This is a genomic window from Roseibium sp. (assembly GCF_051016195.1).
In the GTDB taxonomy this organism is placed as follows: Bacteria; Pseudomonadota; Alphaproteobacteria; order Rhizobiales; family Stappiaceae; genus Roseibium.
This window is the reverse complement of the sequence record NZ_CP134616.1, coordinates 1,224,213-1,248,223: the sequence shown is the minus strand read 5'-3', so window position 1 is coordinate 1,248,223 and position 24,011 is coordinate 1,224,213. Positions and strand designations below refer to the sequence as shown.

The 24,011-nt window shown below is 61.7% G+C and carries 24 protein-coding genes; 19 read left to right on the top strand and 5 right to left on the bottom strand.

Translation table 11 applies throughout. The features are described 5' to 3' along the window. The first annotated feature begins 135 nt into the window (after window positions 1-135). The 6 genes from RDA78_RS05690 to RDA78_RS05665 are packed head-to-tail and all read left to right on the top strand — an operon-like array spanning window position 136 to window position 7,293. A complete protein-coding gene (locus tag RDA78_RS05690; protein WP_434054384.1) occupies window positions 136-702 on the top strand; it encodes a tautomerase family protein in 567 nt (188 codons plus the stop codon). Continuing rightward, the gene (locus RDA78_RS05685) at window positions 699-2,393 is read left to right on the top strand and encodes a hydantoinase B/oxoprolinase family protein (RefSeq protein WP_434054383.1); all 1,695 of its coding nucleotides are present in this window, start codon (window positions 699-701) and stop codon (window positions 2,391-2,393) included. Before RDA78_RS05690 ends, RDA78_RS05685 begins: the two co-directional genes overlap by 4 nt. Next, window positions 2,390-4,453, top strand: coding sequence for a hydantoinase/oxoprolinase family protein (locus RDA78_RS05680; protein WP_434054382.1), 2,064 nt, complete (start codon window positions 2,390-2,392; stop codon window positions 4,451-4,453). The genes RDA78_RS05685 and RDA78_RS05680 overlap by 4 nt, the downstream gene beginning before the upstream one ends. Further along, window positions 4,450-5,070: a cysteine hydrolase family protein gene (locus RDA78_RS05675; protein ID WP_434054381.1), complete on the top strand. Its 621-nt coding sequence runs from the start codon at window positions 4,450-4,452 to the stop codon at window positions 5,068-5,070. The genes RDA78_RS05680 and RDA78_RS05675 overlap by 4 nt, the downstream gene beginning before the upstream one ends. Then, entirely contained in the window at window positions 5,067-5,933 is an 867-nt protein-coding gene (locus RDA78_RS05670; protein WP_434054380.1) for an isocitrate lyase/PEP mutase family protein, read from the top strand. Before RDA78_RS05675 ends, RDA78_RS05670 begins: the two co-directional genes overlap by 4 nt. After that, entirely contained in the window at window positions 5,914-7,293 is a 1,380-nt protein-coding gene (locus RDA78_RS05665) for an FAD-dependent oxidoreductase (protein WP_434054379.1), read from the top strand. Before RDA78_RS05670 ends, RDA78_RS05665 begins: the two co-directional genes overlap by 20 nt. Window positions 7,294-7,326: 33 nt before the next feature. Here RDA78_RS05665 and RDA78_RS05660 read toward each other — a convergent pair whose 3' ends face one another. After that, a complete protein-coding gene (locus RDA78_RS05660; protein WP_434054378.1) occupies window positions 7,327-8,793 on the bottom strand; it encodes an aldo/keto reductase in 1,467 nt (488 codons plus the stop codon). Window positions 8,794-8,802: 9 nt separating this feature from the next. Continuing rightward, window positions 8,803-9,453, bottom strand: coding sequence for a GntR family transcriptional regulator (locus RDA78_RS05655; protein WP_434054377.1), 651 nt, complete (start codon window positions 9,451-9,453; stop codon window positions 8,803-8,805). Window positions 9,454-9,602: 149 nt separating this feature from the next. On the opposite strand from RDA78_RS05655, the gene RDA78_RS05650 reads away from it, so the two are divergent. The 7 genes from RDA78_RS05650 to RDA78_RS05620 are packed head-to-tail and all read left to right on the top strand — an operon-like array spanning window position 9,603 to window position 15,681. Further along, window positions 9,603-9,977, top strand: coding sequence for a TIGR04076 family protein (locus RDA78_RS05650; protein WP_434054376.1), 375 nt, complete (start codon window positions 9,603-9,605; stop codon window positions 9,975-9,977). Further along, complete coding sequence (locus RDA78_RS05645) at window positions 9,974-11,056, top strand: aldo/keto reductase (protein ID WP_434054375.1); 1,083 nt, start codon at window positions 9,974-9,976, stop codon at window positions 11,054-11,056. Before RDA78_RS05650 ends, RDA78_RS05645 begins: the two co-directional genes overlap by 4 nt. Continuing rightward, window positions 11,049-11,822 carry an ABC transporter ATP-binding protein gene (locus RDA78_RS05640; RefSeq protein WP_434054374.1) on the top strand — a complete coding sequence of 258 codons (774 nt, stop codon included), beginning with the start codon at window positions 11,049-11,051 and terminating at the stop codon, window positions 11,820-11,822. The genes RDA78_RS05645 and RDA78_RS05640 overlap by 8 nt, the downstream gene beginning before the upstream one ends. After that, the gene (locus RDA78_RS05635) at window positions 11,815-12,543 is read left to right on the top strand and encodes an ABC transporter ATP-binding protein (RefSeq protein ID WP_434054373.1); all 729 of its coding nucleotides are present in this window, start codon (window positions 11,815-11,817) and stop codon (window positions 12,541-12,543) included. The genes RDA78_RS05640 and RDA78_RS05635 overlap by 8 nt, the downstream gene beginning before the upstream one ends. After that, a complete protein-coding gene (locus RDA78_RS05630) occupies window positions 12,540-13,454 on the top strand; it encodes a branched-chain amino acid ABC transporter permease (protein WP_434054372.1) in 915 nt (304 codons plus the stop codon). Before RDA78_RS05635 ends, RDA78_RS05630 begins: the two co-directional genes overlap by 4 nt. Beyond that, complete coding sequence (locus RDA78_RS05625; protein WP_434054371.1) at window positions 13,451-14,428, top strand: branched-chain amino acid ABC transporter permease; 978 nt, start codon at window positions 13,451-13,453, stop codon at window positions 14,426-14,428. The genes RDA78_RS05630 and RDA78_RS05625 overlap by 4 nt, the downstream gene beginning before the upstream one ends. Further along, window positions 14,425-15,681: an ABC transporter substrate-binding protein gene (locus tag RDA78_RS05620; protein WP_434054370.1), complete on the top strand. Its 1,257-nt coding sequence runs from the start codon at window positions 14,425-14,427 to the stop codon at window positions 15,679-15,681. Before RDA78_RS05625 ends, RDA78_RS05620 begins: the two co-directional genes overlap by 4 nt. Window positions 15,682-15,735: 54 nt before the next feature. Here the strand turns inward: RDA78_RS05620 and RDA78_RS05615 are convergent, their stop codons facing one another. The 3 genes from RDA78_RS05615 to RDA78_RS05605 all read right to left on the bottom strand — a co-directional run bounded on the left by RDA78_RS05615 (window position 15,736) and on the right by RDA78_RS05605 (window position 18,527). Then, window positions 15,736-16,629 (bottom strand): MBL fold metallo-hydrolase, encoded by an 894-nt coding sequence (locus RDA78_RS05615; RefSeq protein WP_434054369.1) that lies wholly within the window; start codon window positions 16,627-16,629, stop codon window positions 15,736-15,738. Window positions 16,630-16,785: 156 nt separating this feature from the next. Beyond that, complete coding sequence (locus RDA78_RS05610) at window positions 16,786-17,448, bottom strand: aspartate/glutamate racemase family protein (RefSeq protein ID WP_434054368.1); 663 nt, start codon at window positions 17,446-17,448, stop codon at window positions 16,786-16,788. 65 nt (window positions 17,449-17,513) lie between these two features. Continuing rightward, window positions 17,514-18,527 (bottom strand): NAD(P)-dependent oxidoreductase, encoded by a 1,014-nt coding sequence (locus tag RDA78_RS05605; RefSeq protein WP_434054367.1) that lies wholly within the window; start codon window positions 18,525-18,527, stop codon window positions 17,514-17,516. A gap of 74 nt (window positions 18,528-18,601) precedes the next feature. On the opposite strand from RDA78_RS05605, the gene RDA78_RS05600 reads away from it, so the two are divergent. The 6 genes from RDA78_RS05600 to RDA78_RS05575 all read left to right on the top strand — a co-directional run bounded on the left by RDA78_RS05600 (window position 18,602) and on the right by RDA78_RS05575 (window position 23,992). Beyond that, window positions 18,602-19,666 carry a LacI family DNA-binding transcriptional regulator gene (locus tag RDA78_RS05600; protein ID WP_434054366.1) on the top strand — a complete coding sequence of 355 codons (1,065 nt, stop codon included), beginning with the start codon at window positions 18,602-18,604 and terminating at the stop codon, window positions 19,664-19,666. A gap of 70 nt (window positions 19,667-19,736) precedes the next feature. Continuing rightward, window positions 19,737-20,684 (top strand): sugar ABC transporter substrate-binding protein, encoded by a 948-nt coding sequence (locus RDA78_RS05595; protein ID WP_434054365.1) that lies wholly within the window; start codon window positions 19,737-19,739, stop codon window positions 20,682-20,684. 97 nt (window positions 20,685-20,781) lie between these two features. After that, window positions 20,782-21,753: an ABC transporter permease gene (locus RDA78_RS05590; RefSeq protein ID WP_319385095.1), complete on the top strand. Its 972-nt coding sequence runs from the start codon at window positions 20,782-20,784 to the stop codon at window positions 21,751-21,753. Then, window positions 21,750-22,493, top strand: coding sequence for an ATP-binding cassette domain-containing protein (locus tag RDA78_RS05585; RefSeq protein WP_319385096.1), 744 nt, complete (start codon window positions 21,750-21,752; stop codon window positions 22,491-22,493). Before RDA78_RS05590 ends, RDA78_RS05585 begins: the two co-directional genes overlap by 4 nt. Window positions 22,494-22,502: 9 nt before the next feature. Further along, window positions 22,503-23,357, top strand: a complete 855-nt coding sequence (locus RDA78_RS05580; protein ID WP_434054364.1) for a sugar phosphate isomerase/epimerase family protein — start codon at window positions 22,503-22,505, stop codon at window positions 23,355-23,357. After that, window positions 23,354-23,992, top strand: coding sequence for a nucleoside/nucleotide kinase family protein (locus RDA78_RS05575; RefSeq protein ID WP_434054363.1), 639 nt, complete (start codon window positions 23,354-23,356; stop codon window positions 23,990-23,992). The genes RDA78_RS05580 and RDA78_RS05575 overlap by 4 nt, the downstream gene beginning before the upstream one ends. The last annotated feature ends 19 nt before the right edge of the window (window positions 23,993-24,011 follow it).

Sequence of the window (24,011 nt, the reverse complement as noted above, 5' to 3'; positions counted from 1 at the left end):
CTCCCTGATCCTCGCATAATGTTATCGCCGGTTTTAAAAAGATCAAGCTTCGGTACGATTGATTTGTCTTTTTCTGTCTTAACAACATATACAAATTAGTATTATAAAAAATACAAATATCGGGAGGAAGGCGGAGTGCCGATTGTTGAACTGCATCTCTTGAAAGGCTACGGGGCCGAAGAGAAACGGCGCCTTCATGAGGCGTTGACGAGTGCTGTCCGCCTTGTCGTACCCGCAGGGCCGGATGCCATCACGGTCATGATCCACGAGATGGCAACCGAGGATTATTCGCGCGGAGGAAAGCATCGAAGCGGGGCGCCCGCATTGCCGGATCCCGTCGATATCGTCCGCCGCTTCCTGTCCGCCATGGAAGCCCGTGAGATTGACAAAGCGGAGTCCATGCTGGCGGCCGGCTTCTCGATGCGTTTTCCGGGAACGAAACCCATGTCCACCTTGCCGGAACTGCTCGACTGGGCCAGGCCGCGCTACCGCTTCGTCGGGAAGACCTATGAGGGCTTCGACGCCCTACAGGGCTCTGATAGTGCGGCGATCGTCTACTGCCGTGGCAGCCTGTCCGGTGAATGGCCAGACGGCACCGCGTTCAGCGGTATTCGTTTCATGGACCGGTTTGAGATCGAGGCGGGCAGGATCACGCGGCAGGATGTGTGGAACGACATTGCGGAGGTTAGGGCGCAAGCATGAGCGAGATCGATGCCATTACCCTGTCGGTCCTGTCCGGCCGCATGGAACAGATTGCCGACGAGATGGACGCAACGCTGTTCCGGGCAGCCTTCAACCCGATCATAGCCGAAGCCCATGACGCCAGCCATGGGCTTTACAGCGCCGCGACCGGCGACACGCTGGTTCAGGGCAAATCCGGATTGCCGATCTTCGTCGGCGTGATGTCCTTTGCGGTCAAGGCTGTCATTGAAAAGGTCGCTGCCGACGGCGACCTGCGGGACGGTGATATCTTCATCTTCAACGATGCCCATATCGGCGGCACGCATCTTTCCGACATGCGCCTTGTGCGGCCCTATTTTCGTGACGGAGAGCTGTTCTGCTATCTCGCATCCGTTGGCCACTGGCACGATGTTGGCGGCGCAGTTCCGGGTAACTACAATCCGGCGGCAACGGAGGTTTTCCAGGAAGCGTTCGTCCTGCCGCCGGTGCGTCTCGCCAGCGCCGGTGAGGTCAATCAGGACATCATCGACATCCTGCTGAGGAACACGCGGCTGCCGCAATCGGCGATGGGTGATCTCAACGGCCAGCTCGGCGCGCTGGACCTCGGTGTCAGGCGCATGGACGAGCTGTTGGACGAGTACGGGTCAGGAACGGTTTCCGCTGCGCTTGACGCCCTTGGTCACCGGGCCGAAGCGCTGATGCGTTCAGAACTTCAGGAACTGCCGGACGGCCGCTGGGAGGCGGAAGACTTTCTCGACAACGACGGCATCACCGACGAACCCCTTGCGATACGCGTCGCGCTGGAAATCAGCGGCGACCGGATGACGCTCGATTTCGCGGGCTCCGCGCCGCAATGCGCCGGGCCGGTGAACATTGCGTTGCCGACGACGGTCGCCACCGCCTATGTTGCGATCAAGCACATCTTCCCTTCGCTGCCCGCAAATGCCGGCGTGATGCGGCCGATAGACGTCAAGGTTCCGGACGGCTCGCTGCTGTCTGCGGAGTTTCCAAGTCCGACCGGTGGCTACACGGAAACGATCCTGCGCATGATCGACGTGATTTTCTCCGCCTTTGCCAGGGCGGCGCCCGACCGGGTCGTCGCCAATGCCTACGGCACGATCAATGCGTTGTCGATCGCTGGAAAGCGGAGCAACGGCAAGCCCTGGGTCATGTTCAGCTTCTATGGGGGCGGTCATGGCGGCTCGCCCGAAAGCGACGGCCTCAACCACGGCAACGCACCGATTTCGACCGCGACAATTCCGCCGATGGAGATCCTCGAAGCCGCTTATCCCGTGATGTTCCGGACCTGGGCCCTGCGCCCGGACAGCGCTGGCCCCGGAAAGCATCGCGGCGGACTGGGCGCGGTCTATGAAATCGAGGTCCTGGAAGAAAACGGGGCCGAGGCATTTCTGTTCGGCGAGCGCGGCCGCTTTGCTCCCAAGGGGATTGCGAACGGCGGCGATGGCGCCATGAACCGCTTCACCTTCGAGCAGGACGATGGCTGGGAAACGCCGCCGCTTGCCTCCAAGATGCGCGGCATAAAACTGCGTCGGGGACAGGCCGTGCGTCTTGAAACACCGGGTGGTGGTGGCTACGGCAGCGCCGAGGAACGGGCCCCCGAAGACATCGCCCGCGATGTTGCAAGAGGTATGTTGGACGCCGGGAGCGCCGACCGGCTTTACGGCAAGGGCTGGCGGGAGGTGGCTCAATGAGCGGGCGCATGATCGGGGTTGATGTCGGCGGCACATTCACGGACGTGTTTGTGCTGAACGAAGAAGACGGAACCGCGGAAGTTGCCAAGGTGCCGACCACGCGGCCGGACCAGTCCGGCGGGTTCCTGGACGGGATTTCGCAGCGGGTCTCGGATCTGTCGGAGATCTCAGTTGTGATCCATGGAACCACGGCCGGAACCAACGCCCTGTTGGAGCGCAAAGGCGCGAAAACCGGCGTTATCTGCACCCAGGGACTGCGCGATGTCCTGGAGATGCGCCGCCGGGACCGGCCGCGCACCTGGGGTCTGCGCGGGGATTTCGAGCCTGTTGTCGACCGGCGGGACCGGTTGGAGGTTCCAGAGCGAACTCTCGCCGACGGGTCGATCCGGACGCCGGTTGACCTTGAAGCCGTGCGCAACGCCGCGCATCAGTTGCGCGAGCAAGGCTGCGAATCCGTGGCGATCCTCTTTGCCAATGCCTACGCCAATTCGGAGAACGAAACAGCGGCGGTGCAGGCTGTGCGCGAGATCTGGCCGAACCCCCACGTTTCGGCCTCCTCGGAAATCCTTCCCGAAATCCGCGAATTCGAGCGGTTCTCGACAACGGCGCTGAACGCCTATCTGCAGCCGGAAGTGTCCGGCTATCTGCACAGGTTGGAAAACGCGCTGAATGCGGGTGGGTTTGACGGCGAGTTCATGATCGTGCAGTCCAATGGCGGCGTGATGGCGGTCGATACGGCCTGCCGCTTGCCTGTCCGCACGGCGCTGTCCGGCCCGGCTGCCGGCGTGATCGCCGCCGGATACATTGCGTCTTCCGCCGGTTTTCAAAACGTCATCACCGGTGACATGGGCGGCACCAGCTTCGATGTCTCGCTGATATCGGACGGGCATTCGATGTTGTCGCCGCAGACCTCGATCGACTTCGGCATGGTGGTGCGCACGCCGATGATCGAAATCACCACCATCGGTGCGGGTGGCGGCTCGATCGCCTGGGTCGACAGGGGCGGGCTGCTCAACATCGGTCCGGAAAGCGCCGGGTCGGATCCCGGTCCGGTCGCCTACGGTCTCGGCAATACCCGGCCGACAGTGACTGACGCCAATGTTGTCCTCGGCCGGATCGATCCCGACAATCCGATTGGCGGAAAACTGACCCGGCTTGATGTCGAGGCGGCATCTGCGGCCATCGACACGCATGTCGGACGCCCGCTGTCTCTGGACACGGTCCAGGCTGCCGAGGCAATTCTCAGGGTCGCCAATTCCAGAATGGCCGGCGCCATCCGTCTCGTCAGCATTGAACGCGGTTTTGATCCGAAGAACTTCGCCTTCATGCCTTTCGGCGGTGGCGGAGCGCTGCACGCAGGTGCCATGTTGAGTGAAGTCGGGATCGCCAGGGCCATTGTCCCGCGCTATCCGGGCGTTACCTCGGCCATGGGCTGCGTCATTGCGGATATGCGTCAGGATTTCGTTCAGACCATCAACACGCTGGTGGACACGCTCGACGAGACCGCGCTGGGCGCATTCATGCAATCTCACGTCGATCAGGGGATGTCGCTGCTGGATGCCGCCAGAACGAGATTTGAATCGCGCAGGCTGACCTTCGAACTCGACATGGCCTATGTCGGTCAGACCCACACTGTTTCCGTTCCGCTGAGCGTCGCAACCGGCAACGGCAAGGTGACGCCGCCGACCCGGGCGGAGATCGAGAACGCGTTCGATGCCGCCTATCAGGCGGCCTTCGGCCGGCTTCTCAAAGGGGGTGTCAGACGGATCCTTAACCTGCGCAGTTCGGTAACCGGTTTGCGTCCGAAATTCGATCTCAGGGCGCTCGCGCCGGTGGAAACGGGCGCACCTGAATCCAAGGCGTTGCGCAACGTGCATTTCGGCAATGAATGGCACGAGACGAAGATTTTCGACCGGCTGGCACTTCCCGTCGGAACCGTTATCGAAGGCCCGGCCATCCTGGAACAGCCGGACACGACCGTGCTGATCGAGCCGGATCTTCAGGCACGGGTCGATGCCTTCGGCAACACCATCATCGAACCTTCGGAGGACCATTCGTGAGCGAACCCGTCCAATGGGATCTGTCCAGAACGGGGCTTCTGACGATCGATCTGCAAAATGACTTCATTCACCCGGAAGGTGCCTATGGCCGCGCCGGTCAGCGGGCCGACGGCATTGCGGCGCTGCCGGGCCGCATCAAGCCGCTCGTCGACGCCCTGAGAAAGCGCGGCGGCCATTACATCTCGGCCCAGTTCACACTCGTGCCGGATGCCAATGGCGAGCCGCTGATCGCACCGCATCTGAAAAAGTTGAGACCTTTCCTGGGCAAGGGTGATTTTGCCCCGGGCAGTTTCGGCAACACGTTGGTGGACACGCTTTATCCGGCGGATTTTGTCGTCGAAAAGGTTGCCTATTCGGCTTTCTACCAGACGCGACTGGAATACATCATGCGTGCCGCCGGCATCGACAACCTGGTCGTTGGCGGCATCGTCACCAACGGCGGGGTCGCGTCCACCTTGCGCGATGCGCATTTGCGAAACATCGACACGGTTCTTCTCACCGACGGCAGCGCTGCCTTTGACAGCACGCTGCATGAGGCAACGCTTTTGTCGCTTGGAACGGTGACCGCTCAAATGACATGTGCGGATGTGCTCACCTGGCTGGAGAAAACATCATGAGCCTCAAGACCCGTCTCCAACAGAACAGCATCCTTGTCGCGCCCGGTGTCTATGACGGTCTGACGGCGGCAATCGCGGCGTCGGCGGGTTTCGAGGCGCTCTATCTTAGCGGCGCGGCTGTTGCCTATACGCGTCTCGGCCGGCCCGATATAGGGCTGACTTCCGTGACCGAAATGACGGAAACCATGGGCCTGATTGCGGACCGGACCGACCTGCCCGTCATTATCGATGCCGATACCGGTTTCGGCAACGCGCTCAATGCACAGCGCACCATGGGCCTTTACGAGCGGGCCGGCGCGTCGGCGCTCCAGGTCGAAGACCAGACCTATCCCAAGAGGTGCGGTCACCTGTCGGACAAATCGCTCATTGCCACATCGGAGATGGCGGGCAAGGTGAAGGCGATGGCGGATGCACGCCGGTCGGCGGAAACACTGATCATCGCGCGCACGGATGCGATCGCGGTCGAGGGGTTCTCTGCCGCGGTCGACCGGGCGGAAGCCTATCTGGAAGCCGGTGCAGACGTTCTGTTTGTGGAAGCGCCGCAATCCCGCGAACAGCTTTCCGGCATCGCGCGGCACTTTGCAGGCCGGGTTCCGCTTCTGGCGAACATGGTGGAAGGCGGGGCGACACCCATAACCGGTGCGGACGACCTGGAAGAACAGGGCTATTCCATCGTGATCTTCCCCGGCGGGATCGTGCGCGCCATCGCACGCACGGCGGGCGAATATTATCAAAGCCTTCGCGAGAATGGCAGCAACCGGCCCTTTGCCGGAAGGATGTATGATTTCGACGGCCTCAACGGGGTGATCGGAACGGCCGAAATGCTCGCAAGAGGGGCCGCCTATGACCGCGACGAAAGCTAACGTCGCGCCGCCGCCCGAGATGTTTGACCTGGACTGCGAAACCCTGATTGTCGGAGCCGGTGCCGCCGGGCTTGTTGCAGCACTGGCCGCCCATGAAGCGGGACAATCCGTCCTTGTGATCGAGGCGGACCCGGTGCCAAGGGGCTCCACCGCGCTCTCCGCGGGTCTGATCCCGGCTGCCGGAACCAGGGCACAGGCACAAGCCGGGATTGCGGATGATCCCGTACAGTTTGCCGCTGACATACAGGCGAAGGCCGGCAGCGAGAACGAGCAGGCGCTGGTCGACAGGCTGGCGGTCAACTCCGCTCCCGTGATCGACTGGCTGACCGATACCCACGGCCTGCCATTCACGGTGATCACCAATTTCGATTACCCGGGACACAGCCGGCGGCGCATGCATGGCCTGCCGACGCGCTCGGGTGCCGAACTGATCGACGCGCTTCGGGCAACCTGCGAAAGGGCCGGGCTCGACATCATCTGTGAAAGACGGGCGGTGCGTCTGTTCCGAGACGGAGCGCATGTTGCGGGCGTCGAGGTTGCGTCACCGGACGGCGGCGTCGAAACGATTGGCTGCCGGAAACTGATCCTCGCCTGCAACGGTTTTGGCGGCAATCGGGAACTGGTGACAAAGTATCTCCCCGAAATCGACAACGGCCTCTGGTTCGGCCACGACGGCAATCGCGGTGAAGCCGTCTTGTGGGGTGAGGGGATCGATGCGGATCTGATGCATCTCGGGTCTTACCAGGGACACGGAAATGTCGCCCATCCGCACGGTATTCTCATCACCTGGGCCGTGATCACCGAGGGCGGTGTTCAGGTCAACCGGGACGGTGTCCGGTTCTGGAACGAGGCGCAGGGCTATTCGGAGGCCGCGCGGGCAGTGCTGTCCCAGCCAGGGGGAGAAGCTTTCGCGATTTTCGACGGCCGGATCGCGGGTGTGGCGCGCCAGTTCGAGGACTTCAAGCAAGCCGAAGCCGCCGGGGCGATCAAGACGAGTGAAACGCTTGAGGGCCTTGCGTCAGAGCTCAATCTCCCGGTTGAGGCTCTTGTCGAAACGATCGGCTCGCTGCCTGTTGATCGTGCGGATGCCTTCGGCCGGACATTCAGCGCTCCGCCGCTCGAAGCCCCATATTGCGGCGTGCGGGTTACGGGGGCTCTCTTTCACACGCAGGGCGGTCTTCGAACCGGTGATCAGGCGCGCATCATGCGCAAGGACGGATCGGATTTCTCCAATCTGTTTGCATGTGGCGGGGCGGCGTGCGGCGTATCGGGAACATCCGACAGCGGCTACCTGTCGGGCAACGGCCTCTTGAGCGCGGTTGTTCTGGGCCGCTTGGCAGGAGCAGCACCGCTCGTATGACCGGCGCAGAGCCGGGCACCGCTGCGTTGCCCGTCAGTCATCCGCCAGAAGCGCCTCGGCTTCGATTTCCACCTTGTGATCGCCGATGAGCCCCGCGACGACGACAAGCGTGTTGGCAGGCTTTATTTCGGAGAAGACACGGCCGTGGGCTCTCGAGATATCAAGGACATCCGCCTCGTCGACAATGTAGATCCGTGTCCGTACCACATCGTTGGCGCTCGCACCCAGTGCAGTAAGTGCCGCCAGGATCTTGTCGAGAATATAGGTGGTCTGGGCCCCGGCATCGCCGGGCGCAACCGCCCGCGCGGCCCCGGCGACGGCCGTCGTGCCGGAGACATGGAGCCTGTTCCCGATCTTCTGGGCGCGGCAATAGCCCGCAATCTCTTCCCAGTCGGACCCTGTGAGCACCTTTGTGGCGTCCGCGCGATGCGTTGCAGAGATGGCACGATGGGCGAGCGGCATCTCCGCAAGATGATGGCTCAAGTCTCCTGACGCGGTCAGGAACGGGGGTTTGCGGTATTCGTCGCCGCAGTCTCCCGGCACGTCGTCGGTCTCGGCAAAAGCGTCTTCGAGCCGCGCGCGATCCTCCTGATCCAGCGTGAAAGAAAAGAGCTTCCGGTTGTCGGCGATATGTTCGCTTTCGCCGATCCGGGCCCCCACGATGATCCCGGCGACGGCGTCTTCGTCCAGCACCCAGCGCGTCGCGACATTTGCAATGGACACACTGTGCTTTTTGGAGATTTCGCTTGCTGCCGAGAGTATGCCCTGAAAACCTGACCAGCCGCCGGCAGCGTCGATGAAGCGCTTGTACTTCATTTTCGACCAGTCGGAGATGTCCCTGGGTTCCGGCTTTCCAAGCCACCTGTCCGAGAGAAACCCGCCGCACAAGGTGCCGTAACCAAGCAGCCGGACACCCCTCTCCGCACACAGCTGCGACAGGGGACCGCGCGCGCGCCGGTCGATCATGGAGAAGGACACCTGATTGGTGACCAGCGGGATGCCGTCCGACAGGGCGAGCCGAAGATGGGCCGCGTCGAAATTGGTGACACCAAGCGCCTTGATAAGCCCTTGCTGTCGCAGCCGCGTCAATTCGTGCAACGCGTCCAGCCAGGCAGGGTGCTCGAAGCTCCACCAGTGGAACTGCAGCAGATCGATGCGGTCCGTGCCGAGCCGGTCGAGCCGCTCTTGTACGCCCCGGCGTACGACATCCGCGGTCATCGGGCCCGGTTCGGGACACCACTTGGTGAAGATCTGCGGGCGCCCGCCCTCGCTGTGTCTCGCCAGCAGCCGACCGGAAATGATCTCGGCGCTGCCGTAGTGGTCGGCCATGTCGAACGTGGAAAAACCTGCGGAAAGATAGGCGTCCAGATCATCGGCGGCTTTTTCCGGGTCCAGAACGGTCCCGTCCTTTTCGATATCCGCCACCTGCCACAGGCCGGTCAGGACGCGGCTGATCTCCAATCCCTCTGCAAGCTTTTGGCGGGGCGGCTCGGCTGTCATTTTCGTCCCTCAGCTTTCCGGCAGCAGCAGTTTGAAGCTGCGCTCGATATCCAGCGCGAGCGCTCCTTGCGCTGCCTTCCGGTCCGATTTTCTCAAGGCCGCGATGATCTCCTCGTGATGAATGTGTTCCGGAATTTCATTCGCGGCCCGCTCCTTTACCACCAGGTTCAGGAAGGCGCCGTACTGAAGCCAGAGCGCCTCGACAAGCGGCAGGATCACACGTGACCGCGCATAACCATAGAGCGTGAAGTGAAAGTCGTAATTCTGCTTGAGGTCGGGCATATCGTTGTCCGACCGCGGCGCGGAAATGATTTCCTCAAGCGCGTCGATACCGCCTGCATCCAGATGGTCCATGGCCTCTTCAAGCAGCAGCGCCTCAAGGGCGAGACGCGCTGATTTCAGTTCGCGCATGCGCTCCGGATCGAAGGGCGGCACCTCGAGCGTCCGGCTTGGCGTGTCGACCAGGGCACCTTCAGCGACAAGGCGTCTGACCGCTTCGCGTACCGGCGTCATGGAGGTTCCCAGCTGGTCCGCAAGCGTTCTCAGGCTCACCGTCTCGCCGGGTGCAAACGCACCGCGCGTGAAGGCTTCGCGCAGGGCGTCATAGGCACTCTCGCGCAGTTTCGACTGGTCTATCCTTGCGATTTTCGGCGCACTCATCTCCGCCCCACGGACCCGTGCCGGGTTTCTTTTCTTGACAACCTCATTTTGTGACATGGTATAAAATATCACAGATCACATGCAAGGCGCCAAACTTAAAAAAGTGGGGAGCGGTGGCTGGCAAGGGGAACACACACCTGGATGACGCGATGCCCGAGCGAGACGACGGTTTCTGGCTGTATGACCTGAAGGTCGAAACCGTTCTGGACGGCCGGACGCCTGTCTGCCGCCACATTGAAGGCGAGAGTTTCTCGGTCGAGGGTGAGGCGCTCGTGTTCGACAAATGTCAGCGTGTCTCCATGTATGCGCTCGCTGCGGTCTTGCCGCTGCTGCCGGCAAAGCAGCGCGATACCCATCCGAATGACTGGATGTCGACCGATGCCGAAGTCGCCTGCGCCGATCCGCATTGTGGTGGGCGATTCCGGATAACGCGCACCACCAGGCGCTGGTTCTCGCATTCTGCAACAACCGGCCTGCCGGAAACGCGCAGCACGCCCTATTGGCAAAAGGAAGAGGCCGAATGAGCGTGGAGAAGGCAGCGTTGCGTCCAGGATACGGCATCTCCCGCGTCATAAAGGGCGGCTGGCAGCTTGCCGGTGACCACGGCCCGGTTGAGCGGCAGGCGGCCATCGCGGACATGGAAGCTTTCGTCGATGCCGGCATCACGGCGTTCGATTGCGCCGACATCTATACCGGTGTCGAGGAAATGATCGGGGCCTTCATTTCCGATCTGCGCAAGCGCCGCGGCGCCGATGTCGCTGACCGGGTACAGGTGCACACCAAACTTGTTCCCGATCTCGAGCGCCTGGAGAACCTCTCCGACACGGAAGTCGAGGCGATTGTCGACCGGTCCCTGCAACGGCTCGGGATCGAGCGTCTGCATCTGGTTCAGTTCTATTGGTGGGACACCTCCATCGGCGGTCCTGTTCGCGCCATGGAGGTTCTCAAACGCTGCCAGGAAAAAGGCAAGATCGCCCATCTCGGCGTCACCAATTGGGACGTCGTTGAGACCGCGCCTTTTCTCGATGGGGGGATCGATCTTGTGTCGACCCAGGTGCAGTATTCGTTGCTCGACCGGCGGCCGGAAAACACGCTCGTTCCGTGGTCGGCGGAAAACAATATCAGCCTCCTGTGCTACGGCACCCTGGCCGGCGGGTTCCTCACGGATGGCTGGCTTGGGCAGCCCGACCCCGGCTTCGCGTTTGAAAACAGGTCCCTGGTGAAATATCGCCTGATCATTGATGAATGCGGTCCCTGGTCGTCCTTTCAGGCCCTGCTGCGCCTTCTCAAGGAGATCGGCGACCGGCACGGCGTGTCGCTGAGCTCTGTCGCGACGCGCTGGGTCCTGCAGCAGCCTCAGGTCGCGGCCGCGATCGTCGGCGCGCGCTATGCGCGGCATTTGCCGAAAACTCTGGAGGTTTTCCGGTTCAGGCTTGATGAGCAGGATCTCGCGCGCATTTCGGATTGGCTCGACGCGGCGCCGGGTCCCTCCGGCGAGGTCTTCGCGCTGGAGCGCGACAGGACCGGCCGCCACGGGCGGATCATGAAGTACAACTTGAACACACGGCCGAATGACGCGGTGCTGGGGGCGTCCAATGGATGATGCGATCCTCACGCTCAGCGGCGTCAGCCGGTCCTTTGGAGACTTCAAGGCGGTCGATGATGTCACCCTGAAGATCCGGGAAGGATCGATCACCGGTCTGATCGGCCCGAATGGTGCCGGCAAGTCGACTCTGTTCAACGTGATTGCAGGCGAGCTGGCCCCGTCAGCGGGCTCCGTCAGTCTGTCCGGAACGGACGTCTCCCGCCTGCCGCCGGACCAGCGCTTTGTGCTCGGGCTCGGCCGGACCTTTCAGATCCCGCGGCCCTTCGCGCGCATGAGCGTCCTTGAAAATGTCATGCTCGCCCCGCTTCAGCAGACCGGTGAAACGCTTCTGGGTGCCGTGTTCGGCAAGGCACGCATTCGAGAACAGGAAAAGGCCGTCCGCAGCCGCGCGCTCGAAGTACTGAACTTTCTGACGCTGCGACCCGTTTCGGATCAGCCCGCAGGCAAGATCTCGGGCGGCCAGATGAAGCTGCTTGAACTCGCGCGCGTTCTCATGGGCGATCCACGCCTGATCCTGCTGGACGAACCTGCCGCTGGCGTCAACCCGGCCCTGACCGAAGTGTTGATTGAAAAGATCGAGGAACTGAACCGGGGTGGCAAAACCTTCCTCATCATCGAACACGATATGGATTTCGTGATGCGGCACTGCGATCCGGTGATTGCCATGGCCGAAGGCAAGGTCGTGTTCCAGGGAACGGCGGCGGAAGCCCAGTCCAACCCGGTCCTTCTGGAAGCGTATCTGGGGGCGCCGGTCGATGCCTGACGCCCTGCTCCGGATCGAAAAACTGACGGCTGGCTACAGGCCGGATCTTCCGATCCTGCGCGGCGTGTCACTGAAAGCGAAAACGGGCGAACTGACAGCCATCATCGGCCCAAACGGGGCCGGAAAGTCGACCCTGATCAAGGCCGTTGCCGGCCTGCTCTCGATCACGGAAGGCCGTGTTCTGCTCGAAGAAAAGGAAATCACCGGGCTCGAACCCGATCGCCTTTCGCACGCCAGAATTGCCTATGTGCCCCAGACCGACAATGTCTTTCGCACGCTCACGATCCAGCAGAATCTCGATCTGGTTTTGAAGTCTCACCGCACGCCGGCGGAACGGATCCAGGCGCTCTTTGAGCGGTTCCCGGTGCTTGCCGAAAAAAGACGCGAAAAAGCCGGATCGCTGTCCGGCGGGCAGCGCCAGTTTCTGGCTGTCGCCCTGGCGCTCGCGGTCGAGCCTCGGCTGATCCTCATGGACGAACCTTCCGCGGGCCTGTCGCCGAAATCCGCCGAAGAGGTGCTTGATCATGTCAGACAGCTGACCCGGCAGGGCGTCTCGGTGCTCCTTGTCGAACAGAACGTGAAGCAGGCGCTCGGACGTGCTGACCATTGTTATGTTCTGGCCGAGGGCCGGAACCAGATTGACGGTCCGGCGCAGGACCTGCTCGCGGACCCGGCGCTGGGCCGTATCTATCTTGGCGGCGAACGGAAGGGGGCGGCATGATCCAGCATCTTGTCGACGGCATTCTCGTCGGCTCGTTCCTGTCGCTCGGTGCCATTGGCCTGACGATGGTGATGCATATCCTGCGCTTCGCCAATTTCTCCCACGCGGAGCTCCTGTCCATTGGCGCATACTGCGCCCTTGTGTTTGACAGGCTGTTCGAGAGCCTGCTGCCCGTACTGGCGGCAAAGATCGGCCCTTTGTCCATGACGGGAGCGCTCTTGCTCTCGATCCTCATCTCCATGCTGGTGACTGGTCTGTCCGCAGTCCTGATCGACAAGCTGGTCTTTCGCAGGGTGCGCCAGAAAGGCGGTGAGCTATCGATGGTGTTTGCCTCCTTCGGCATGTCTCTCGTCATCCGCAATGTCATCGGGCTTGTCTTCGGCCTGTCCAGCGAGCTCTATTCCCGCGACATTGCCTTCGCCATGGTGTTGTCCCGAGACCCGCTGTTGCTGGTGAAGCCCGATCAGGTCTTTGTCCTGATTGCAGCACTGGTGATCATGTTCGCGCTCTACCTGCTGTTCTCGCGCACCACGATCGGGTTTGCGCTCAGGGCGATCGCCGAGAACCCGAGCCTTGCCCAGGTGCATGGTGTCAACCTGAAGAAGATGATTGCGCTGGTCTGGATCATGGGCGGTGCATTGGGTGCAATCGCAGGGGTCTTTTACGGCCTCAGCTACCAGATCACGCCCGTCATGGGCCGCGACCTCGTGCTGCCGATTTTCGCGGCAACGATCGTCGGCGGGATCGGCAGCGTCTATGGCGCGGTGCTCGGCGGGTTCATCGTCGGGGTCGCCTCCAACATTGCCCTTGTTGTTCTGCCGTCCGGATACAGTCCGTCGGTTCCCTTCGTGATGATCCTTCTTGTTCTGCTCATCCGGCCGAACGGTCTCTTCGGGGAGGCGCGGGCATGATCGGTGTGATCTCCTATCTCGTGTTCTTCACGACGGTTGCCGCCATTCTCGGTATCGCGGTGCTCGGCCTGAACTTGCAATGGGGTAATACCGGCCTCTTCAATGGCGGTGTTGTCGCGTCCTTCGGGGCGGGTGCCTACGGAACTCTGATCCTTGGGGGCGCGCCGCAGGAAAGTCAGCTGGGCGGGTTCGAGCTGTTCTACCCGCTGGCACTTCTGGCGGGCATGGCCGCCGCCGGGCTTCTGGCCTGGGCGGTGGGCAGGCTCACTTTGCGGCTGCGCCACGACTACCTCGCGATTGCCACTTTCGGCGTCGCGGTCGCCTTTGAAAACGTGATGCGCAACGCGACCAGCATCACCGGCGGCGCGCAGGGCATCCGTGGCTTCGAGCGTCCTTTCAGACAAATGCTCGGGGACGGCTTCACCTACAACGTGGTGTTCCTGATTGTCGTTCTTCTCATTCTCTGCGCGGTCTATGTCTTTCTCGAGCGCCTGACCGTCTCGCCGTTTGGCCGCTTGCTGCGCGCCATCCGCGAGGACGAAACCGCGGCCAGATCCCTGGGCAAGTCACCCGACAGGATAAGATTGATTTCCTTCGTGACCGGCTCGGTTATCATCGGCCTCGCAGGCAGTCTCTACGGCACGTTCTATGCGTTTGTGAGCCCGCAGGACGTTCTGCCCATTCTCACATTCCAGATCTGGGCCATGCTGATCGTCGGCGGCGCCGGAAATGCCAAGGGTGCGCTTGCCGGCGCCTTTCTGATCTGGGGAGCCTGGACCTTTTCCGGCTGGGCCCTGTCCCGCTTCGCGCCTATCGAGGCACAACTCTACACCGGGTCGATTCAGTTCGTGCTGATCGGTCTGGTGATTGTCGGCATGCTGCTCTGGAGGCCTCAGGGCCTGTTCCCCGAGCGGCTGATCGTTTCCCAACCCGGCCGGAGCCGGGAGAAAACACAAGCAGAGGGGTTCACATGAGAACGTTACTTACGATTGCGGCCTTCGCGGCCGGAGTGTCGGCTCTGAGTACCGGAGCGCACGCACAGGACTGCACGACCAAGATCGGCGCGACGCTGCCGACCTCGGTGGACTGGGGCCGGCCGATTGCCGAAGTGGCGCAGTTCGCCGTCGACCAGGTGAACGAAGCCGGTGGTGCCGCCGGGTGCCAGATCGAAATGGTTCTGCGCGACACACAGGTCGATCCCAAGGTCGGTGTCGATGCGGCCAAGGCACTGGTTGATCTGGAAGGGGTCAACGTCCTGCTCGGCGCGGTCTCGTCGGGCGTTTCCATGCCCATCCTGACCTCCGTCACGGTCCCGGGCGGCGTCATGCAGATGTCCTGCTGCTCGTCCTCGACCGCCTTCACCAAACTGTCCGAGGAAGGCAAGACCAACGGCCTCTGGTTCCGGACATTCGCAACGACGGCGGTTCAGTCGGCGATGGCCGCGAAAGTGGCCTCCGACAAGGGCTACAAGAAGATCGCCGTCCTCTACAAGAATGATGACTGGGGCCAGGACATGGCCCGTCTGATTGCAGCCGATTTCGCAGCCGCCGGCATCGAGGTGACATCGTCCGTTGCCATCAATGACGCTCAGCCGTCCTACCGCGCCGAGGTCACTGAGGCGATCGGTGGCCAGCCGGAAGCTCTTTATCTTGCACTTTACCCGAATGAAGGCACATCCGCGGTCCGCGAATGGCTGTCTCTCGGCGGGACCCAGGACATGATCCTGGCGAACTCGCTGAAGTCCGATGAATTCAGGGACAATGTCGGCCTGCAGTATCTCGGCAATGCGCTCGGCACGGACACCGCTTCACCGCGTGTCGCCAGTGCAGATGCCTTCAAGGCCGCCTATGTGGAAAAATTCGGTTCCGAGCCGAACGGCCCGGGCCTTGCCAACAGTTTCGATGCCGCCATGCTGGCACTTCTCGCCATGGAAGCGGCAGGCAAGGACGCGTCAGGTGCTGATATTGCGGCCGCGGTCGCCAAGGTGACGGACCCGAACGGGACGCCGGTCACGGCGGATGTGGCCGGATTTACAGCCGCGAAGGAGACGCTCGCGGGCGGCGGCACGGTCAAGTATCAGGGCGCGACCGGTGATGTCCGTTTCGATGCAAACGGAGACGTTTCCGCACCGGCGGTTGTCTGGAAATTCACCGACAGCGGCACCGAGGAAGTTGAATATCTCTCCCTCAGCGATGTCGATGCGTTCATCGCGTCGCTGAAGAAATAGCCGAAAAATGAATGCCGATACCCGCCGTGAGCAACGGCGGGTATCGAACGGAACCTAAAGTTCGTTGACCGGCACCTTCAGGAACGTCTTGCCGCTGTCGTCGGCAGGCGGCAGTTTGCCTGCACGCATGTTGACCTGGATGGATGGAATGATGAGCTTCGGCATGGAGAGTTGAGCGTCCCGTTCGGTCCGGAACTTCACGAACTCTTCCTTCGTCTTGCCTCCGCCGACATGGATGTTGTGCTCCTTCTCGTCGCCGACGGTCGTTTCCCACTGGATGTCCCGGCCGTTCGGGCCGTAGTCGTGGCACATGAAGAGGCGCATGTCCTCCGGCAGCGACAGCACCTTCTGGATCGAATCGTAGAGCGTCGCAGCGTCGCCGCCCGGAAAATCGGCTCGTGCCGAACCGCCGTCCGGCATGAACAGCGTATCACCGGCAAAGGCGGCATTGCCCATGATATGCACCATGCAGGCCGGAGTGTGTCCGGGGGTCGCCATGGCAAAGGCTGTCATCTCGCCGATCTGGTAGGTGTCGCCGTCCTGAAACAGCCGGTCGAACTGGCTGCCGTCGCGCTGGAACTCGGTGCCTTCGTTGAAGACCTTGCCGAAGGTTTCCTGGATGACGGTGATCTGGTCGCCGATGCCGAGCTTGCCGCCGAGCTTCTGCTGGATGTAGGGCGCTCCGGAGAGGTGATCGGCATGGACATGTGTCTCGATCAGCCATTCGAGCTCAAGCCCGTTTTCCTCGATATAGGCGATGATCTCGTTGGCATTATCATAGGTGATGCGGCCGGCAGCGATATCGATGTCCATGACGCTGTCAACGACAGCGCACGCCTTCGAGGACGGATCCTTTACGACATAGCTGATCGTGTTTGTCGCCGGATCGAAGAAAGCCTTCACGTCCGGTACGACCGCCATGTCGACAGGGTAGTTGGACCTGATCATCTGTGTCTCCTCCGACAGGTTCCTGCCCCAACGATAGTTCCAAAGAGTCGCCCATCCGTCCGTTTGATGCAACGCCTTTCAACGGTTACCGGACATCACTATCGTCACAAGAGGATGTGAATTTTCAATCCCGGCGATACTCCGTGGATCGCCTTGTCAGATGTACCGGGCGATGTCCCCGGCATGTATGCCGGCGCAGTCGACAACCGGAAACGCCGTCTCATCGGCTGTGAAAACGGCGTTCAGGTCAGTCCCTCCGAGCAGCACCGCCTCGGCACCCCGATCCACAAGCGCGCGGCCTGCGCGAACGAAGACGTCTTTCAGTTCCGGGGCCGGCGCTCCCGACTGTACCAGCGTCACATAGGCCTCATGGACATGTTTCGGGTCATCTCCTGCCGGTGTCAGAACGTCGACCGGTGAGAGCTTGCCATTCATGCCGGAGCTCATGACGGTTTCGGTTCCAAGGATGCCGACACGGGTCATTCCCTTCTCCTGCAGCCAGGCCGAAAGGCTTTTGGTGAGATCAAGGATCGGTAAGGGAGAAATCTCTGCAAAGGCATCAATGCAGAAGTGACCGGCAATCGAGGTGACCGCGACGTTCTCCGCACCGGCAGCCTTCAGCCGCTCCGTTAGGCGCAGATAGATGCCGCATTGCGCGGCCCCGTCTCCCGAAGTGAGGTTGGCAAGCAGCGTTGGAGCGTCGGCGTGAACGATGGTCAGGTCCAGGTCGCGGTCCTTCTCAGCTGCCAGCCGGATCAGCCGGCGGTAGTAGAAGTCAGTGGCGGCCGGGCCGATGCCGCCGATCAAGCATATGTGCAAAATGCGCCTCATGATCAGATTGTGTGCGTTCGCGGCACCTTATCGAAGCGCGCAACAACCGCAAGTCAGGTCGTTTCGATCGGTTTGCTCCTGAGGCGTCCGACGGTTTCCGGCTCTGCACGCCGGCAGGCAACGGGAGGCAGGCCCTTGGCGATCTGGCTCATGTCTTCCAGGACAAGTGCGCCGATCTGCTGAAGTGCGGAGGTCAGGGCACCTGCGCGATGGGCGGAAAACAAAATGCCCGGAACCTTCCGGATCGGGTCGTCGGCAGCAACCGGTTCTTCCGGGAAGACATCCGTTGCGATCCGCAGGCGGCCGCTTGAGGCTTCTTTCGAAAGGGCGTCAAAATCTGAAATTGCCGCCCGGCTCAGGAGGACAAGCATCGCCTGATCCTGCATCATCGACAGCTTTTCAGCATCCAGCAGATGGGCATTTTCGGTCGTGATGGAAGCGACAACAAAAATCACCCGATTTTGCCGCAACAGGTCATCCAGTGATGCAGGTTCCACCCCAAGGCGGCGCAAGTGATTGTCGGGCAGCCAGGGGTCGAACGCCGAGATCTCCGCCTGGAAAGGGGCGAGCAGCTTGTGAAGAGCGCGCCCGAGATCTCCAAACCCGATAAAGCCGATCCTGCTGCCGGTCAGAAGCTCGGCCTCCGCGTTGCCCTCAAGACCGTATTTTTCGTTTGCCGAGAGAAAGTCATTGTGGCTGGAGTGTACGCCGCGCGCCAGTGACAGCGCCATGCACAGCCCCATTTCGGCAACGGGCAGCGCGAACACGGATGCCGGTGTCAGCACATGTACGCCGCGCCGCAGGCAGGCTTCATAGTCCACATTCGGAAGAAAGTTCGTTTCGACATTGATCAGGGCCTTGAGCCGTGCCGCGCGCTCCAGTCTGTCCGCTTCCATGGCCTGCTGGCTTATGACGATGTCGGCCTCCGGCAGATGGCGCTCATAGGCCGCATCGCGCTCTGCGGGATCTATTTCGATCACGTCGAACTCGGAAAAAAACCTGTGCCGGTCCCGGGCGCTGAAGATCTCGTCCGTCTGGCGCGGGTCGGGATCGTAAAGAACACGCATTTTTCGTTTCTCCCAAAAAACGATTTACAACATAAAACGTTTTTTCTAGCATTGGCGCAAGGAGGAGTTTGTCGATGCCCGACAAGGCTGCGCAAAAGCAGCGGGGGTCGAGGCCGTCCATCCGCGATGTTGCGCGGCGGGCGGGCGTATCACCCGGTTGCGTTTCCAATGTGATCAACGGCCGCCGCAAGCTGGACGATCCCATCGGCCGCGCCGTGCTCCAGGCGGTCCGCGATCTCGGATACCGCCGCAACACCATGGCCTCCAATCTGCGCCGCAGTCAGAGCCGCATCATCGGTCTCGTCATTCCAGATTTCGAAAACCCGTTTTTCGCCGAACTGGTCGCAAAACTGGAGCATCGCGCCGAGGCTACGAACTACCGCATCGTCGCCACCTCCAGCAGGGAGGATGCAGATATCGAGGCGCGCGAAATCGACGAACTGGTCGGCTGGCGCGTGGCCGGTGTCTTCGTGATACCGTCGCTCTATTCCCGTGCTGCGGAGCTTGTTGAATCCAACGAAACGCCTTTTGTCTTTCTGGACAGGATCCAGCATCACGCGGCAACCGACGGCGTTGGCGTGGACAACGCTGCTGCCAGCGCCGCGCTTATGCACAAGCTGTTCGATGCCGGCCATCGCCGCATTGTCGTGGCCTATCTCGGAGATGGCATCGCCAATGTCGCTGAACGGCTCGAGGGCGTTCGTGCCGCCGTCGACGGTCGCGCGCAGGAAGTCATTGTCGACTACGTGCCCACCGGCGACAGCATCGAGGGTGCGCGTGCCGCACTGGCCGCGTATCTCGACGACAACCCGCCTCCCGATGCCGTGTTTTGCCTGTTCAACACGGCGACACTGGCCGCCTATGGTCTGTTGCAGGAGCGCGGTCAGGTCATCGGGACGGACACGGCTCTGGCCGGTTTCGACGACAGTGCATGGATGGCCCATGTGCACCCGCCTGTCGCAGCAATTGTCCAGCCGACGGAGGAAATCGCCCGGGTCGCGTGGGAGCGGCTCTTGGCAAGGATCGAGGGCGGTGACACGCCGCCGGAGACGATCCGCATCAACTGCCGGCTCGAGGCAAGGGAGTCGCTCGGCCCGCTGGATACCCAGGCGGGCGAAGGCGACCCCAACGGTGCTTGAGCACCGGCAGAGAAATAGAAGGTGACGAAGAAGCGCCGGTACAGCAGAGACGAAAAGTGGAGGAAAGCAAATGTTCAAGCAATTGACTGTAACTGCCCTCGTGGCGCTGCTGGCCGTGCCAGCACAGGCCGAAACCTACGGCGTTCTGATGAAAACCCTGTCCAATCCGTTCTGGGGTGCCATGGAACTCGGTGTCCGCGACGGTGCCGGTGAAGCAGGCGTGGAATATTACCTGCAGGCTGTCGAAAGCGACCAGGCAGCTGAGCCGCAGCTCAACGTGTGCAACACGATGCTGGAGCGCCAGCCGGACGCGATGATCACCGCCGCGATCAACTCGACCATCTTGCTACCATGCCTGAAACGGGCAACGGAGATGGGTATTCCGGTCGTCGATCTCGATGGCAATCTCGATCACAAGATCGCAACGGATGCCGGCGTCGACATCGCGTTTTCCATCGGTTCCGACAATGTCGCTGCCGGTGCGCAGGGCGCCGAGTGGCTCGTCAGCCAGGTCGGTGCGGATGCCAAGGGACCGGTTCTGGTCATCGAGGGCCTTTCCGGCAACGTGACCGGTCAGAAGCGCGCCAACGGCTTTTCCGAAAAGCTTGCAGAACTTGCGCCGGGGCTCGAAATCGTCGCATCTCTGCCGGGTGACTGGGACCGGGGCAAGGCCGCCAACATCACCAATGATATCCTGACCGCCAACCCGGAACTCGTCGCCATTTTCGCCGCCAATGACGGCATGGCTCTTGGCGCCGTCGAAACGGTCTATGCAGCCGGCAAGGGAGACCAGGTGACGGTTATTGGCGTTGACGGCAATTCGGACGCGGTAAAATCGATCAAGTCCGGGCGCTTGAACGCATCGGTCGCACAGCTGCCCTACCTCGTCGGCAAGCAGGCCGTTGAAATGGTCAAGGCGGGCGGCGATCAGCCGGACTGGGTCTATGTTCCGACCATGGTGCTGACCAAGGAGGTGCTGGAAAGCGGCTCCGACCCGATGCTCGAATACGTCAAGTAACAGCGGCAAGGCAGGCCGCCGGATCAACGGACATTCAGCCTGAAATGGCTGAACATCCGGGCGCTGGTCCGGCGGCCCGCATTTACCGGGTGGGCATATGCTGAAAATTCTCGAAAGAACACACGTTCGCGCGGAGTCGCTCGCGGTTCTCCTGGTGCTGATTGTCGTCATGGCGATCCTGTCGCCGGTAACAGGCTCCGGGGTGCGGGTCTTCCTGACCGCGAACAACTTCTTCAACATCATTCTCGCCAGTGCCACCTTCGGCATTCTGGCCATCGGGGCGACCTTCGTCATCAGCGCGGCAGGGATCGATCTCTCGCTCGGTTCCGTTCTGGGACTGGCATCGGTCACTGGCGCGGCGCTGGTCGTCACGCTTGAGCTGCCCTGGTACTTCGCCATAATAGGCGCACTTGGCGCAGGCGCGGCAGCAGGCGCGGTCAACGGCTTCATCATCACAAGGGGGCATGTGCCCGCCTTCATCGTGACCCTGGGCATGCTCGGAATTGCCCGCGGCCTCGCGCTGATCATCTCCAGCGGGCGCGGCATATACGGTTTGCCGGAAGAGATCCTTTTTCTCGGCCAGGCGCGCCCTTTTGGCGTGCCGACACCTGTTTTCATTCTCTTGTTTGTCGCGTTGGCGTCCCACTACGTATTGGCCCATACGCCGTTCGGGCATCACACGCTGGCGCTCGGCGACAACGAGAACTCGGCGCGGGCAACCGGCATCAACATCCGGCGTCAGCGGATGCTGCTTTACACGATCTCGGGCCTGATGGCCGGCATTGCCGGGCTGATTTTCACAGCGCGCGTCAACACCGGGGATCCGACCGCCGGTCTGAATTACGAACTTCTCGCGATCACCGCCGCCATTATCGGGGGAACCAACCTCTTTGGCGGGCGCGGTTCGATCCTCGGCACGATGATAGGCGCGCTCATCATGGGTGTTCTGCAGAACGGGCTCAATCTCATGGCCGTTCAGGCCTACTACCAGCAGATGGCGATCGGCGCTGTTCTGATTGCCGCCGTCTGGCTCGACCAGATCCGGACGCGGGGGAGGTCGCTGCAATGAGCCTCCTGGAGCTATCAGGCGTGGAGAAGAGTTTCGGTCCGGTGCAGGTCCTGCACGGGGTCAACCTGACGGTCGACGCAGGTGAGGTGATCGGTCTCGTCGGCGACAACGGCGCCGGCAAATCCACCCTCATGAAAACGATCACCGGCGTTTACACCACGGACAAGGGACGCATCAGTTTTAATGGCACCGATGTCACCGGCCGGAATCCCGGTGAGCGCCGCGAAAGCGGCATCGAGATGATCTACCAGGATCTTGCACTCGCGCCGCAGCAGGACGTTGCCAACAACATCTTTCTTGGGCGGGAGCCGACTAAACGGTTTCTCGGCCTGCTGCCGGGTTTTGTCGACAAGTCGAAGATCGATGCCGAGGCGCAGCATATGATCGACCGGCTGGGTGTGCATGTTCCCTCGATCCATCTGCCGGTCGGCATGCTGTCGGGCGGTCAGCAGCAGACCATTGCGATCGCGCGCGCCCTGACATTCAAGCCGAAGCTTGTGATCATGGATGAACCGACGGCGGCGCTTGCCGTGCGCGAGGTCGAAAGCGTGCTGAACCTGATCCGGCAGATGCGCGATGAAGGCATCGCGACGATCCTGATCAGCCACCGCCTCAACGATGTCTTTGAAGCCTGCGGCCGTATCGTGGTACTTCGCCGTGGAAACGTCATTGCCGATCTGAAACGGGACGAAACCGACATGGCGGAAGTCGTTTCTTATATCGTCGGCGCACACGGATAGGACTGCGATATGCCTCGACTGGGACTGCATGGCCTCGCCTTTACACCGCTCTGGAACCCAGCAGAAGCGGATCGCCTGCTTCCGCCGATCACGGCTCACGGCGTGACGGTCATCGAAACGCCTTTGCTCGATCCGAAGAACTACGACAGCGTTGGAACCCGGCGTGCCGCGGAGCGCAACGGTGTGGAGATCGTCTGTTCGCTCGGGCTTCCGGCCGAGATCGATATCCTGCGCAATCCGGGCGATGCGGTCGATTATCTGGGCTTTGCCCTTCAGGTGGCGCGGGATGCGGGCGCGGCTGCGCTGTCCGGCGTGACTTATGGAACAATAGGCAAGACAAGCGGAGCTCCGGTCACCGCAGCGGAAAGCGATGCCATTTGTCGGCTGGTCGACCGCGTTGCCCAGAAGGCGCGGGATCTCAACATGCGCCTTGGCCTCGAACCCTGCAATCGCTATGAGACCCATTTGCTGAACACGGCCCGGCAGACCGCCGAGATCATTGAACGCGTCGGCGCGCCGAATGTCTTCATTCATCTCGACACCTATCATATGAACATCGAGGAAGCCGGCATGGCCGAGGGCTTTGCCGATGCGGGCGAGCATCTCGGCTATGTCCATTTGTCGGAATCCAACCGTGGCGTTCCGGGCAGGGGCACGCTCGACTGGGCGGGGACATTCAGGGGATTGGCCGACGTCGGATTTCAGGGAACGATGACTTTGGAAAGCTTTGTCTATCTGGCACCGGAGATTGCATCCGGCCTTGCGGTCTGGCGCCCGGTGGCCGGGCGCCCGGAGGATGTCATCGAGGTCGGCCTGCCGTTCCTTGCCGAGCAGGCGGAAGCGGCGGGGCTCAATCTGTCATGACTGCTCCGCAGGATATTTCGGTTGAAGACCTTGCGGCCCGGATTGTGGAACGCGGGCGCACGAACCGGAGCGTAACAGCTGTCTGCGGTCCTCCCGGCGCGGGCAAGTCCACACTCTCCGATGAACTTGCTGCAAGGCTGAACGAAAAGGATCCGGGCAGTGCTGCCGTATTTCCGATGGACGGCTATCACTACGACGATCTGATCCTGAACGCCCGTGGATGGCGCCCGCGAAAGGGTGCGCCGCATACGTTCGATGTCGGCAGCTTCCGGCACATGCTGATGAGGCTCAAGCGCAACGAGGAAGACGAAGTCGCCGTCCCTGTCTTTGATCGCAGCATCGAGATCGCGCGCAACAGTGCGCGCGTCATTCCGCAGTCCGTGCGGCACCTGATCGTGGAGGGAAACTATCTTCTGCTCGACGAGGCACCCTGGCGCGACCTCGGCCCGCTCTTCGACACCACGGTCTTTTTGAGTGTGCCGCTCACCGAGCTTGAGCGGCGTCTTGCCGAACGCTGGCAGGACCTTTCGGAAACGGACCGCAAGGCGAAGCTGGAAGAAAACGATCTTCCGAACGCGCGGCAGGTTGTCAGCGGCAGCCTGCCGGCGGAGTTCCAGATCGTCTTCGATCCCTGAAAAGGGCTGTAGCCCCGGC